Here is a 14,556-nt window from a genome sequence, read left to right on the forward strand (position 1 = left end):
CGGGATGACGACCATGTCGGGCGAGGAATCGGCCGAGAGCCTGCTCACCGCCGGCGCGGTGCTGCCGATCGACACCGCCGGGGCAGGCGACCGGGCGGTGCCCCTCACCGCCCGCACCTACCGGCACCCGGCACTCGACGACCGGCCGGTGGTCCGCCTGGTCGACGCGGCCCTCGGCGAGGGCGAGGACATCGCTGTCGGGTTCCTCGGCCTGACACCGGGTGCCGAGCCGGCCGTCGTCGGGCTGGGCCCGCGCCGCCCGTTGGCCTTCCCGGAGTGGGTGCTGGTGCACCACGCGGCGGACGGCCGGCACGCGTTGGCGGTGGTGCCGGAGTTGCAGAAGCTGGCCAAGCAGGTACGGTCGCGGCCGAAGGCCGCCCTGGACGGGCACCAGACCGTCGCCGACCGGTTCGCCCGTACGCTGCCGCACTTCCTGCCGACGTTCTTCGAGCAGGCGGCGCGGGTGTTCCTGGCCGCCGGGCAGGACACCTACGCGACGCAGCTGTTCAACAAGGCGCGCAAGGCAGAGGCGCAGCACGGCCTGCCGGTCGACCTGAACCGGCTGGACGAGGTCTACCTGGAGTTCGCGTCGGCCAAGGTGGTGTCCGCGACCGCATTGGCCGGCTACGCGAAGGAGCTGTCCGCCCAGTTGCCGGCCGACGAGGCGCTGGACCGGTTCTGCCGGCTGGCGCTGCGGGCCGCGGCTGCCGGCGTGGTTCCGTCCGCGCAGTCGGCAACCGCGGTGAACCGGCTGGTCCGGGCCGCCACCAAGGCCGCTGGCAAGGCCAGCGCCGCCGTCGCCGACCGCGAGGCGGCCTACCTGACCGAGCTGCTCCGGCTGCCGGTGGCCGCCGAGGCGCCGGCCGGCTGGTGGAAGGCGCACCTGCCGGCGGTGACGACGCTGGCCGGCCGCGACCCGGCGATCCGCGGCAGCCTGCTCGACCTGATGCCCACCGATCGGGACAACCTGGTCACGTGGCTGGCCCTGCTGACCGACACCGGTGCGCTCGCCGGACTGTTTGAACCGGACGTGCCGGACACGGCCCGCCCGCAGGACGGCTCCGTCGGCTGGCTGCGCCGCTTCGTGAGCCGGGCCGAATCCGGCTACCACCGCCGACGGGTGCCGGAGCTGTACCCGCTCGTCGAGCGGATGGCCGACCGGCTGCGCGCCGAACTGACCGACAGCGGCGAGATGCTCGCCGCCGACGGCGACCTGGACCTGCTCGACCTGCTGCTCGCCCTCGACCTGCCGGTGGCCCCGCCGAAGGAGCGCGAAGCCCTGGACCTGGCGCACTGGGTCAGGGTCGGGGGAGAGCGGGACCTGCTCGCCGTGGCCGGCGACGACCGGTTCGCCCGGGCCCTGCGCCGCGGCCTCGACCAGGTCGACGACCAGCAGGCCGCCCTGCGCCGGCTGGCCGGGACGCCGGGCATCCGGCCGTCGCTGACCGAGTGGCTGCGGGCCCGGATCCGCGACGGGTTCGCCACCGGACTGCCGTACCTGCCGAAGTCGGTGGACTGGTTGGGCAGGCTCCCGGTCGAGGCGCTGCGCCTGGTGTCCGACGACCTCGACCGGTCCGGTGACCCCGGTCAGGGCGGCGGCCTCAGGCAGGCCCTCGACGTCGACCTCGCCGAACACGTCGCCCGCAGCCTGCGCGGCGGGATCATCGACGAGTTGGGCTGGCCGGACTGGGAGCTGGCCTGGCAGGAGGTGACCGGTGGAGACCGCAAGGTCGAGGTGACCCGGCAGGAAGCCTGGCCGTACGTGATCCTGGGCGGGCCGACGACGGTGCGCGTGCTCGGCGCCGAGGGCATCGTGCTCCGCCACGACCTGCGCATCCCCGCCGGCGACATGTGGGGCCAGCCCGGCTACCACTACGTCGACGGCCAACTGCTGGTCTACTGGCGTTCCGAGGCGCTCGGCTACGATCTGCGCGGCTACTGGCACTCGTCGCCCGGCGAGCCGCAGCCCATCAATGGCCGTCGCCACGGCAGCCAGCCGCGCGGGAACGAGATCACCCTGCCGCTGCCCGGCGGCGGGCGGACCACCGGCGGCGGCGTGCTGCACGCCGGTGACACCGTTGTCCCGTCGGAGCTGCCGGTCATCACCGACGGCACCTCACACTGGGTCTACCGCCGGGGGGAGGATGACGCCACCTACGGCTGGCGCGAGTACGACCCGGCCGGCAACACCCACGGCCGGCGCAGCCTGCCCCGGTTCCTGGCCGACCTCCCGGTCGAGGGAAGCCACCTCCAGGAGTCTGCGAGCTGGCTGCGGCCGGCCCTGTCCGACCGGGCCACCCCGGCCGCCGTTCCGGTGGACGGTCTGCTCGGCTGGCGGGTGGTCACCCTGCCGGACGGCTCGGTACGCGGCGAGGACCTGGCCGGTCGTACCGTCACCGTGGCCTCGGGACAGGAACCGGTCGCGGCGCTGGTGCTGCCCGGCGACGACCGGCCGCGGGCCGTCCTCGAGGGTTTCGTCCTGGTCGACCCGGACGGGGTGGTGTCGGCCGCCGGCAGCGGGGGCTACGCCCCCGACGCGGTCCCGCCGCCGGGACAGAACTTCCTCGGCACCATGCTGCCCCGGGACCCGGCCGGCTCCACCGCCCTGCGCCGGGTGGACCGGGACACCGCCGCCGTGCTGTTCAAGGTCGCCCTCGACGAACGCCGCGCCGCCCTGGCCGAGGAGGCCGCGCGGGCCGCGGCCCGGGCGGCGACCGGACCCCGGTTGACCGCTGCCACGCAGGCCGTCACCGGCCTTCCCGTCGCCGTCCCGGCGTCCATGGTCGGCACACCGGCCGGCACCTCCAGCACCGGACCGTCCACCGCCGACGCGGACGACAAGGACGCGCTGGTCGAGCTGATCCGCTCGACGTTGCCGGCGGTCAGCCACGACGCGGTGCTGGCCGGGGTGGCCGGGGTGCTGCGGCTGGCCGCCCGGGTGCGTACCGACCTGGACGCGGTGACCGAGCGGCTCACCAGGTCGTTGTCCGCGCCGAAGACGGTGGCGCCGGTGGCCACCGCGGCCGGACCCACCGACGAGCAGCTCAACATGGCGCTGGACGGTCTGCGTGGCTCAACCTACGGGGGGGCCCGCTCGACCCACGCCTTCACCCAGCTCCAGGCGTTCGCCGCCCAGCGGTCCGCCACCACCGGGAGCGAACCCGCCGTACGGCTGCACCTCGACGGACCGTCGCTGCCGGCCGCTCTGGACTGGTGGTCCCTGCTCGGCGGTGTCGCAGCCGTCGCCTATCGGGCCGTCGCCGCGGTCACCCCGGACGAACACCGGGAGACGCTGCGCGCCCTGCTCACGGAGCTGGACCGGCTCGACCTGAGCACGGTGGCCGAGCCGACCCGGTGGCGCCGGTTCAGGCTGCACCTGTTGGACGACGACCTGAACAATCCGGACGGCACGCGCCGTTCCCCCCGGCCGGGCATCCTGCCGCTGCCCGACGGGGCGTTCATCGCCGTCCTCAACTACCACGGCACGACCACCGGCTACCGCCTCGACGCGCTGTACCACGACCCGGCCGGCGTGTTCGCCGTGCCCGAGCCGTACACCGTGATGTTCTCGGCGCCGGTCGGTGACGAACGGCCGGCCGGCTGGCTGGCCGGTTTCCTCACCGAGTGGGCCGCGCGCGGCCCACTGCCCTGGCGGCCGGAAGCAGCCGAGCGGTTCGCCGAGCTGACGGGTGTCACCCCCACCGCCGCGAAGCTGGTGCTGGCCGGCCTGCCGTACGTGGACTCGTCGAACACCGTGCCGACCGAGCTGCGCAAGGCGCTCGGGGTCAAGCAGGTCGGCGAGGTCAAGCTGGCTTTCGGGGTGCTGGACGAGGCCAGCCCGGAGGTCCGGCGGGCCGTGGTCTCGGCGCTGCTGCCGGACGACCCGGCTCGGCTGTGGGCCGACGGCCCGGACGTGGCTGCGGCCGCGGCGGCCTGGAACGCCGCCGTGGGACGCCGGGTGGTGGTGCCCGAACAGTTGCTCGCCGAAGCGGTGCGCGCGATCCGACACGGCTGGGGACCCGCGAAGGCGTTGCCGGCGCTGGTCGACCCGGCCCGTTCGGTCGAGCTGAGCACCGACCTGGCCTTCCAGATCAAGGGCGACCGGGCCCGGCAGGTCGACGGCCGGGCAGCGGGCTTCACCGGTGAGGTGCTGCGCTCCACGATCGCCCTGGCAGCATGGGTCGCCCACCACACGCCGGCCGGCGACCCGTGCCGGGCCGCGCTGCCGGCCGCGCTGGCCGCGATCCGGGACCGGCTGGCCAACCCCGACCTGCTGCTCGACCTCGACCAGTACGTCTCCCTGCCCGACTTCCAACAGGTGGCCGGCACCCCGTCGGAGACCGGTCCTGGCTGGGAACGGTACGGCGCCATCGTCCTGTCCACCTACGACAGCCAACCGTCGCCCGCGTTGCGGCCGGACCTGCTCGACGCCGACGGGACGGACCCGTACCTTCCGGCGCTGCGGCGGGACGCGGCCAAGCCGTACCCGATGGAGGTGGCGCTGCGCCTGGTCCGTGACCCGCGGTTCGCGGCGCTGCTCGGCGGTCCGGGGGAGCCGGACGGCGGCGCGCGCGCGGCGGACGGGGCCTGGTGGCCGCAGGATCCGACCCGGTCGGTGCCCGAACTGGTCGCGGAGGCGGCCGGGGAACACGGCCTGGGCGCCGACGCGGCGGCGGTGTACCTGATGCTGCTGGCCATGCCGGACCCGACCGACCGCAACACGGCGAAGTGGACCGGTTGGAAGCCGAGCCGGCTGAAGGCGGCCCGCGCCGAACTGGCCGGCACCGACCTGGTCATCGAGGCCAGCCGGTCCCGGGCCGGCCGGTCGCTGTTCCTGCCCGGGCCGTGGCTGGAGCGCGGCAGCGGGCAGGCACCGATCGAGGGCTGGAAGGTCGCCCTGTTCGACCTCGCGCCCGACGGTACGGCCGGTCTCGGCGTGACCGTGCCGTTCGAACCGGCCGCCGACCTCTACCGGCGGGCCTGGCAACGCCTCCGCGACGGCGACCGGCCCCGGTTCGACAACCTGCCCACCCGCGGCACCCGCCGCTGACCCGACCCGGAGGGCGGTGGTGGCCGCGACGACCGACCAGGCCGTCGCGGCACCACCCCGCCGCCGACCCCTGTCCCGCACACCCCATCCGAACCAGAGAGATCGAGGAACACCCGTGACCGTGACGGAACACGTCCGCCCCATCGCGGCGCCGGAGACCGCAGCCCAGGTCCTCTCCGCCGAACAGCGGTACGCCGACGAGCTGGCCTTCCTGGCCGCGTACGACGACGGCGCCCGGCCGCCGGGCTGGGCGCTGACCCCGCGCGCCGTGGTCACCTTCATCCGGGGCAGCGACGGCGAGGCGTTGAAGCTGCCCGCCGACCGGCGCACCGGCCCGGACGGCACCGAGCTGCCGGACAGCATGACCATCGCGCCGAAGTTCGTCGGTGAGCGGAGCCTGGTCGAGCGGTGCGTGGTCACCCTGGCCGGTGAGCGGGGCCTGCTGCTGGTCGGCGAGCCCGGTACCGCGAAGTCCATGCTGTCCGAGCTGCTGGCCGCCGCGGTCTGCGGCACCAGCGCGCTGACCGTGCAGGGCACCGCCGGCACCACCGAGGACGCCTTCCGGTACGGCTGGAACTACGCCCTGCTGCTCGCCCAGGGCCCGACCCCGCAGGCGCTGGTCGACTCGCCGGTGCTGACCGCGATGCGCACCGGCCGGGTGGTCCGGATCGAGGAGGTCACCCGCTGCCTGCCCGAGGTGCAGGACGCGCTGGTGTCCATCCTGTCCGACCGGCGGATGAACGTCCCGGAGCTGGCCGGCACCGAGGACGGCCTGATCCGCGCCGTGCCCGGGTTCACCGTGATCGCCACCGCCAACCTGCGGGACCGGGGCGTGTCGGAGATGTCCTCGGCCCTCAAGCGCCGGTTCAACTTCGAGACCGTCCACCCGATCTCGGACGCCGACACCGAGACCGACCTGGTCCGCCGGCAGGCCACCGCCGCCGTGCAGCGTGCCGGCGCGGCGTACACGGTGGACGACGCGGTGCTGGACGCCCTGGTCACCGTGTTCCGCGACCTGCGTACCGGCCGGTCGGGCGAGGGCTGGGACGTGGAACGGCCCGGCACGGTCATGTCCACCGCCGAGGCGGTGCAGGTGGCGGCGTCGCTCGGCCTGGCCGCCGCGTACCTGCCCGGCGGGGACGCGCTCGACCTGGTGCCCGGGCACCTGCTCGGCGTGGTCCGCAAGGACGACCAGAACGACCACGCCCGACTGCTCGGCTACTGGGACGGCCCGGTCCGCCGCCGCGCCGAGGACGGCTCGGCGATGTGGCGTCGGCTCTGGGACCTGCGGGAGAGCCTGCGGTGACGACCCTCTCCAGCACGTCGACCGGTGCGGCGCCGCCGACCGCCGCCCCGTCGACGGTCGACCCGACGACGGCCGATCCGCGAGCCGTGGTCGACGCGCTCGCCGGTTCGGTCCGGCCGTACCTGATCGGGGTGCGGCATCACAGCCCGGCCCTCGCCGCGGTGGTCCCGGCACTGCTGGACGCCGCCGGCGCCGAGGTGGTCTGTATCGAGCTGCCGGCCGACTTCCAGGGCTGGCTGCCGTACCTGTCCGACCCGGCCGCCCGGGCCCCGCTGGCCCTGGTGGGCAGCCACGGCACGGACGGGCCGATGGGCTTCTACCCGTTCGCCGACTTCTCCCCGGAACTGGCCGCGATCCGCTGGGCCCGGCAACGCGGCGTCGAGGTGGTCTGCTGCGACCTGCCGCTGGCCGACCCCGGCTGGACCGCCGACAGCACCGACCCGGCCACCGAACCCGGCCCGACTGCCGGTTCCGCGCCGACCGCCGATCCCGACCCGGACGCCGGTGAGCCGGTGCCCGGCCTGCGCCGGTCCGGCTACGCCGTCGCGCTCAGCGCCAGCGGCACCGGCCGGGACGGCGACGACCTGTGGGACCGGGTGGTCGAGGTGCGTGCCCCGGGCTGCCCGCCGGAGGCGGTCCGCCGGGCCGCCCTCGGCGTCGGCTGGGCGATGCGTACCGACAGCGCCAGCGGCGACGGCGTGCCGGCCCGGGACCTGGCCCGCGAGCGGCACATGCGCCGGGTGCTGGCCGAGGCCGGCGCAGCCGGCCGGCGGGTCGCCGCCGTCATCGGCGCCTTCCACGCCCCGGCCCTGCTCGCCGCCCCGTCGACCGACGACGGCGACGGCCCGGCCCGGTCGGCCGGCCCGGTCGGCGGAGATCCGGTGTCGACCGCCGGTGTCGCCGCCGCGTCCACCCGGCCCGTCGTCGCCCCGGCCGGTCCGGTGCGGTCCGTGACGACCCGACCCGGGTCGGCCACCACCAGCGGCGGCGGTACGGTGGTCACCTCGCTGGTGCCGTACGCGTTCGACCTGCTCGACTCCCGGTCCGGCTACCCGGCCGGGATCCGCGACCCGCGCTGGCAGCAGTCCGTCTTCACCGCTGGCGGCGACCCGGAACTGATCCGCGCCGCCGCCGCCCGGGCGGTCACCGACCTGTGCCGGGAACTCCGCTCGGCCGGTCACACCGCCGGTACCGGCGAGGCCGCCGAGACGGTACGGCTGGCCGGCGACCTGGCCCGGCTGCGGGACCTGCCCGCCCCCGGCCGGGGCGAGGTGCTGGAGGCGGTGACCACCGTGCTCGGTCAGGGTGAACTGCTCGGCCGCGGCCGGGCGCTGGCGAAGGCGCTGGAGACCGTGCTGGTCGGTGCCGACCGGGGCCGGGTCGCCCCCGGTACGCCGCGGTCCGGGCTCGGCCCAGCGGTCGAGGCGGAACTCACCGCGCTGCGGATGCCCAACCCGGACAGCCCGAAGTCCCGCGAGGTGCGGCTGGACCCGCTGCGCACCGAGCTGGACGGGCGGCGGGAGATCCTGCTGCAACGCCTCCAGATCTGCGGCGTCGGCTACGGCGAGCCGATCGCGGTGTCCGGGACCGGCGACGGTGCCGCCCTGACCACCCGCTGGCAACTGGCCTGGACGCCGTCCGTGGCGGCCCGGCTGGACCTGGTCGGCGTACGCGGGGTGACCGCGGCGCTGGCCGCGGCCGGCACCCTGCGGGAGCGGTTCCGCCGGGAGGCCGCCGACGGCGGCCCCACCGCCGCTCAGCTGCTCACCGGGCTACGCGACGCCGCCCGGTGCGACCTGCCCGAACTGGTCACCGACCGGCTCGAGCTGGCGGCCGCGGTGCTGCCGGGCACCGGCACGCTGCCCGAGCTGCTGGCCGCACTGGACCTGCTGGAGGCGCTGCGCCGGGAACACCTGCCCGGCACCACCGCCGACGGTCGGGCCCGGGCGGCCGAGCTGGCGGTCGTGCTGCTGGACGCGGCGGTCCGCGGGCTGCCCGGCCTGGCCGGCAGCGACGCCGCGGCCGATGCCGCCGCGCTGGTGGACCTCGCGGTCCGGGCCGGCGAGGACCGGATCGGCCTACGCCTGGACGAGGCCCTCGCCTACCTGGCCCGGGCCGGTTCGTCGCTGATCCAGGGTGCCGCCCTGGCCGCCCGGGTGCTGCTCGACCTGACCGACCTGGAAACCCTGGGCACGCGGGTGGCCGGCTGGATCGACGCGGCGACCGGGCCGGACACCCGTCGGCACCTGCACCGGCTGCTCGGTGGTCTGCTCATCGCGGCGCATCCGCTGCTGCAGTCCGCCCCGGCCGCGCTGGACCCGCTGCTGGAGCGGATCGAGCGGCTCACCGACACCGAGTTCCTGGACCGGCTGCCGGCGCTGCGTGGCGGGTTCGACGTGCTCACCCCGGCGGCCCGGGAGCGGCTGCTGCACACCGTTGCCGAACGGCTGGGCGACCGACTCGATCTGGCCCTGTCCGCCGCGCCCGAGCTGCTGGCCCGCTGGGCCGCCGCCGACGCGGCCGGCCGGGCCGCCCTGGTCGCCCGCGACATCCCGATCCCGGGCACGCCGACCGGCGCCGCCGACGTCGAACCCGGGCCGGGCACGCCGACCGGCGCCGCCGACGTCGAACCCGGGGCGGGCACGCCGGCCGCCTGGCTCACCGCCACGGACCGGTGGCGGCTGCTGCTCGGCCGCCAACCCGACCGGTTGCCGACCGACGCCCGCCGCTACGCCCGCGCCCTGGACGAGCTGTACGGGGCGGGCCAGGGCGAGGGGGCCACCGACCTCGGCCAGGCGGCCGGCGGCGGCCAGGACGCCTCCTTCCCGACCGCGCGCGAGTGGGCCGACGAACTCGAGGCGCTGTTCGGCACCGCGGTACGCGAGGAGGTCATCGCCCGGGCGGCCGAGAGCGGCCGTACCGACGTGCTCACCGAACTCGACCCGGCCGCGGTACGCCCCTCGATGGAGCTGTTGACCTCGGTGCTGTCGCTGGCCGGTGGCCTGCCCGAGGGGCAGTTGGCCAAGCTGCGGCCACTGGTCCGGCGGCTGGTCGAGGAGCTGACCAGGCAGTTGGCCACCCAGGTCCGTCCGGCGCTGACCGGGCTGACCAACCCGCGTCCGTCCCGCCGTCCCGGCGGCCGGATCAACCTCGCCCGTACGCTGCGGGCGAACCTGGCGCACACCCAGCGGCTCGGCGACGGCCGGACGGTGGTGGTGCCGGAACGTCCGGTCTTCAACACCCGGACCCGCAAGGAGGCCGACTGGCGGCTGGTGCTGGTGGTCGACGTGTCCGGCTCGATGGAGGCGTCGGTGGTGTGGTCGGCGTTGACCGCCGCCGTGCTGGCCGGGGTGCCCACCCTGTCCACCCACTTCCTCGCCTTCTCCACCGAGGTGGTCGACCTGACCGACCGGGTCGACGACCCGCTGTCGCTGCTGCTGGAGGTGCGCGTCGGCGGCGGTACGCACATTGCCGCCGGGCTGGCCCACGCCCGCTCGCTGGTGACCGTGCCGAGCCGCACCATCGTCGCGGTGGTCAGCGACTTCGAGGAGGGCTACCCGCTGGCCGGGCTGCTCGGCGAGGTCCGCACGCTGGCCAGTTCCGGCGTGCATCTGCTCGGCTGTGCCGCGCTGAACGACAGGGGAGTGCCCTGCTACTCGGTACCGGTCGCCGAGCAGCTCGTCGCGGCGGGGATGCCGGTCGCCGCTCTCAGCCCGCTCGAACTCGCCCGCTGGGTGGGCGACCGTGTACGCGGAGGATCACGTTGACGGACCGCACATCCACCGCCGTGGACACCGACCGGCTGCCGCCGGTGCTGCCGGGGGTCGCCGCCGCGGCGGTGGCGGCCCTGCCGTCCCGGCTGCACAAGCGGCTGGACGCCACTGTCGAACGGCTGGCCGGTGTACCGGTCGGCCGGGTCGACGGCGGCGTGTCGGTCGACTGCGGCGCCGAGGCTCTGGTCACCCTGACGCCCGGACCGACCGGCGCGGTCACCGACCCGCACCAGGCAAGGTGCAGCTGCCTGCTGTCGCCCCGCTGCCTGCACCGGACCGCGGTCCTGGTCGCCTGCCCGGTCGCCGACCCGGCCACCCACCCCGATCCGGTGTCCACCACCGCCGCGTCGTCCACTTCGGATGACGTCGGCGCGGCCACCGGGCGTACCGGGAGGGCCGGGCGCACCGGAAAGACGGATGGCGCGGCCGCCGGTCGTGCCGGACGGAGCGCGGCACCGACGAAGGCGCAACGGGCCGCCGCCGGCGCGCTGTGGCGGGCAGCCGCCGCGGTGCTCGCGGCCGGCGTCCCGGCCGCCGGCGCGGTCCCGCAGGCCGAACTGCTGCGGGCCGCGCACAGCGCCCGGCTGGCCGGCCTGCCGCGGGCCGAGAGCGCCGCGCTGCGCACGGTACGTGGACTGCGCGCCCACCGGGGACGACAGACCGGCCATCGGCTGGCGGAACTGGTCGAGGTGCTGCACGACCTGCTGTACGTGGCCGGTCGGCTGGCCGCCGGCGATCCCGACCCGGCGTTGGTCGGCATCCTCCGGCGGGCCTACCAGCCGGACGGCACGCTGGAGGTGTACGGCGTCTGCCGGGAACCGGTGATCAGCGCGACCGGGTACGCCGGGGTGGTCACCCACCTGGTCGCCGCCGACGGGCGTCAGCTCTCCTTCGGCGACGTGAAGCCGGGCGGCCCGGACCGGGCACAGGACTGCGCCCGGGCGGTCACCGAGATGGGCGCGGTCGCGGTCAACCACGCGGTGCTGGCCCGCGGCGGCCTGCGGATCACCGGCACCACCGTCTCCCCGGACGGCCGGCTCGGTGCCGGCAAGGGGGTCCGAGCCACCCCGATCTCCGGGACCGACTGGTCCACCGGGCCCCTGGCGGAACTGTTCGCCCGCCCGCTCGCCGAGGTGGTGACCGCCCAACTCGCCGCCGACGATCCGGAGGACCCGGCCCGGGCCGGGACCGCGCTGGTCGGCTGTGACCTGATGGTGGTCGGTGCCGCCGGTGACCAGGTGCTGGCCCGGGAGCTGGCCCCCGCCACCGACGCCGGGCCGGACCGCGCGCCGGTGCCGGATGGGCCGGTGATCCGGCTGGTGCCGGTCAACTCCCACCCGGTGCTGGCCCACGTGGCGAACCTGCGGCGGCTCGCCTCCAGGCCGGGCCTGCGGATCCGGGTGGTCGGCCGGCTGGACCCGGACCGGGCCAGCACGCTGCACCCGCTCGCGGTCGGCCCGGTGCCCGGTGCCGCCACGACGCTGCGGCTGCCGGCGGACTGGCACGGCCGGGCGGACCTCGGCTACGACCAGATCCAGGGCGGCCACCTGCCGCCGCGTGACCCGGCCGCGATGACCGAACCGGTTCTCGCCGTCGGTGCCGACGCGGTTGCGGAGTCCCCGTTGTGGCGGGTCCGCCGGCTGGTGGAGCTGGCCGTCTCCGGCGGTCGCCGCGCCGTCGGCGAGGCGGCCCGGGGCGAGGGCGCCGGGCTGGCCGGTCCGCTGCGCCGCGCCGGCTTCACCACCGCCGCCGCGGTGGCCGCCGCGCTCGCCGACGAGTCCGACCGGCGCGGCCGGGACGCGTTCGGCCGGCTCACCGATCCCGACCCGGACCGGTACGCCTGGGCCTGGCTCGCCGCGACCGCCCACCTCGCCGCCACCGAGCGGGAGCTGATCCGGTCCTCCTGGATCGGCCCACCGGTTGGCTGACCTGCCGGAATCCCGGGGGCGATCGAGCCACCGGCCGGTGGGTGGCAGGCCAGGTGACGCGAAACACGACCCGGACCACCTGCGCCCCGGCGCCCGCCCGAACCCGGGCGGGCGCCGACCCTCCGGCGAAAGGCAGCAGGTCCAGGCCCTCGTCGCCGAGGGCGACAACATCCGGGTTCGGATCCGGCTCAGTACCACCGGCGGCTGGCCGGGCAGGTGCGGCCGGAACGACGCCGCAGCCCTTGGCGGTCAAGCCCGCGGCGAGCGCGGGTGGCAGCGCGGCGATGCGCGCGAACAGCTGTCCCCGCAGCTCGACCGCCGCTTGTCGCTGTGCTGCTGCCGCCGAATCTGACTGCTCACCGTCGGGCGGGCCCCACGGGCGGCGGGAGCTGGCCGCCGGGCGGCCTTGTCCACGTCCTCGGAGACGGCGTCGGGCGGACCCGGTCGGCAAGGAGTGCCAGGCGTTCCCGCAGCCAGCCGGCTACGGTCGCCAGCGCCGGCGCGGCGATGCCGTGTCCGACCGGGTCGCGGCGGGCGAGGGTCGCGGCACCGGCCTCGGTGAGCAGGTAGTTCCAGGTGCGGTCGAGCAGTTCCCGTGGAATGACGCTGTCGTGTTCGCCCTGGGCGACGACGACGGGCACGCCGGCCAGCCGGCCGGGCGTGGTCGGGACGCCGGCGTCGAACGGCAGCGTCCCGTACAGGATCGCGGCGCCGGCGTAGCGGCCCGGATCGTCGAGCAGCAGCCCACCGGCGAACGCGGCCCCGCCGCTGAACCCGATCAGCACCACCGGTCGGCCCGCGGGAGCGACACCGTCGAGCCAGTCGCGGAACCAGTCCATTGTCGCGCGCAACGACTCGGCGACCGGCCGGCCGATGCCGCGGTTGGCGAACCACGCGTACCCGCCGCCCTCGGCGATCGGCGCCCGCACCGCCGCGTACGTGGGGCCCACGGGCAGGTGGTCGGCCAGGCGAAGGATCTCCCGCTCGTGCGAGCCACGGCCGTGCAGCAGCACCACCAGCGGGGCATCCGCATCGGTGCTGCCCGCGGTGGCCACGACCGGCGGCGCGAACGTCCGCATCGCGCTCATCACCGCACCTTCGTCCGCGCGGGCGCCGTGGCGTCCACCGGGCCCGGCAGCAGCCGGCCCACCGTGCCGACGTCGCTCCAGCGACGCACCTCCGCCGACAGGTGCTGGACGGGCGCCGTGTTGGGGCTGACGCTCATGCTGCGCCGCCCACCGGCCCGACCAGCTTCCAGCCGCTCTGCCAGCTCCACCCGTTACGGGCGTTGAGCATGATGTTCAGCAGTGCCATCTCCTCCAGCGACCGGGCCATCCGTAGCCCGCCCGCGTCGATCACCCGGTAGCCCAGGGAGGAGGCCAGCTCGGCGACCTTGTCCTTGGCGGCACCGTCGTCGCCGGCGATGAAGGCGTCCAGGGGCGCGCCGCTCTCCACCGGGTTGCTGTGGCGGCTCGCGAGGATGGTGTTGAAGGCCTTGACCACGGATGCCCCGGTCACCTGGGCCTGAAGCTGCTCCGCAGCCGAGACGCCGCCGGTGACCAGGTCGCTGTAGGTGTCGTTGAGCGGGTTCGTCACGTCGACGAGGACCTTGCCGGTCAGTGCCTCGCCCAGTTCGGTGGCGATGCCGGCGACGGCGGCGTGCGGGACGGCGAGCAGCACGAGATCTGCTCCCTGCACCGCCTCGGCGTTCGACGCAGCGGCGCTCGCACCGGCGCTGCCGGCCGCCTTCTGGGCGTGCTCGGCGCTGGTCGCCGCGACGACGACGTCGTGGCCGGCGCGCACGGCGGCGGTCGCCACAGCCCCACCGACATTGCCGGCACCCAGGATCGCGATACGCATGTCCCACTCCTTCTCTGACGACTCAGATGTTGAGTACTCAACGACTGTACGTCGGACTATTTGAGCCGTCAACATCTGTAGTGTAAGGTTTCTGGCATGGTGAAGAGCGCGGTCGACCACGGGCTGGTGACGACGTTCGGGCGGCTCGTGGAGGCATACAGCGCGCTGGAGCGGCAGCTCGGCGAGGCGCTGGAGCGCGAGTGCGGCATCCCGCACACCTGGTTCGAGGCTATGCTGCGCATCGCCCGCTCGCCGGACAAACTGACGATGAGCGCCCTGGCGAGCCAGATCGCGCTCACCACGGGAGGGATGACCCGGCTCCTGGACCGGATGGTCACCGCCGGTCTCGTGGAACGCGTTCCCTGCCCCACCGATCGGCGGGTCAGCTTCGCCGCCCTCACCCCCGACGGGCGGCGGAAACTCGAGGAGGCGGCCAGGATTCACGTGCGCAACCTCGAGCGCGTCTTCGCCGACTACACCAGCGACGAGATCAAGACCCTGGACGATCTGCTCGACCGGCTCCTGCGGCGCGACCGCGAGCGGCCGGCCCACGAGGCCGCACCGTGTCCCAGGCCCGGCGACGCCGCAGCCCCGGCCGGCTGACCGACAATGCCCTGACCAGGCCCTTCGGCGGCTGGA

Annotated in this window: 8 protein-coding genes; 5 read left to right on the forward strand and 3 right to left on the reverse strand. The window is 75.6% G+C overall.

Annotated elements, in window-relative coordinates; translation table 11 throughout:
- Nucleotides 1–4: 4 nt before the first annotated feature.
- From AB0L34_RS09455 to AB0L34_RS09470, 4 genes are all read left to right on the forward strand, one after another.
- Nucleotides 5–5,050, forward strand: a complete 5,046-nt coding sequence (locus AB0L34_RS09455) for a hypothetical protein (protein WP_363703375.1) — start codon at nt 5–7, stop codon at nt 5,048–5,050.
- A 115-nt stretch (nt 5,051–5,165) separates the two neighbouring features.
- A complete protein-coding gene (locus AB0L34_RS09460; RefSeq protein ID WP_363703377.1) occupies nt 5,166–6,356 on the forward strand; it encodes an AAA family ATPase in 1,191 nt (396 codons plus the stop codon).
- Nucleotides 6,353–10,123 (forward strand): DUF5682 family protein, encoded by a 3,771-nt coding sequence (locus AB0L34_RS09465; protein ID WP_363703379.1) that lies wholly within the window; start codon nt 6,353–6,355, stop codon nt 10,121–10,123. The genes AB0L34_RS09460 and AB0L34_RS09465 overlap by 4 nt, the downstream gene beginning before the upstream one ends.
- Nucleotides 10,120–12,057 carry a hypothetical protein gene (locus AB0L34_RS09470; RefSeq protein ID WP_363703381.1) on the forward strand — a complete coding sequence of 646 codons (1,938 nt, stop codon included), beginning with the start codon at nt 10,120–10,122 and terminating at the stop codon, nt 12,055–12,057. Before AB0L34_RS09465 ends, AB0L34_RS09470 begins: the two co-directional genes overlap by 4 nt.
- 356 nt (nt 12,058–12,413) lie before the next feature.
- On the opposite strand, the gene AB0L34_RS09475 is transcribed toward AB0L34_RS09470, so the two are convergent.
- The 3 genes from AB0L34_RS09475 to AB0L34_RS09485 are packed head-to-tail and all read right to left on the reverse strand — an operon-like array spanning nt 12,414 to nt 13,992.
- Nucleotides 12,414–13,145, reverse strand: a complete 732-nt coding sequence (locus AB0L34_RS09475; protein WP_363703383.1) for a hypothetical protein — start codon at nt 13,143–13,145, stop codon at nt 12,414–12,416.
- On the reverse strand, nt 13,145–13,282 hold the full coding sequence (locus AB0L34_RS09480; protein WP_363703385.1) for a hypothetical protein: 138 nt from the start codon (nt 13,280–13,282) through the stop codon (nt 13,145–13,147). The genes AB0L34_RS09475 and AB0L34_RS09480 overlap by 1 nt, the downstream gene beginning before the upstream one ends.
- A complete protein-coding gene (locus AB0L34_RS09485) occupies nt 13,279–13,992 on the reverse strand; it encodes an NADPH-dependent F420 reductase (RefSeq protein WP_363703387.1) in 714 nt (237 codons plus the stop codon). Before AB0L34_RS09485 ends, AB0L34_RS09480 begins: the two co-directional genes overlap by 4 nt.
- 21 nt (nt 13,993–14,013) lie before the next feature.
- Here AB0L34_RS09485 and AB0L34_RS09490 point away from each other — a divergent pair, with 21 nt between their 5' ends.
- Entirely contained in the window at nt 14,014–14,520 is a 507-nt protein-coding gene (locus AB0L34_RS09490) for a MarR family transcriptional regulator (protein ID WP_363703389.1), read from the forward strand.
- The last annotated feature ends 36 nt before the right edge of the window (nt 14,521–14,556 follow it).

This window comes from Micromonospora sp. NPDC052213 (genome assembly GCF_040679695.1).
In the GTDB taxonomy this organism is placed as follows: Bacteria; Actinomycetota; Actinomycetes; order Mycobacteriales; family Micromonosporaceae; genus Micromonospora.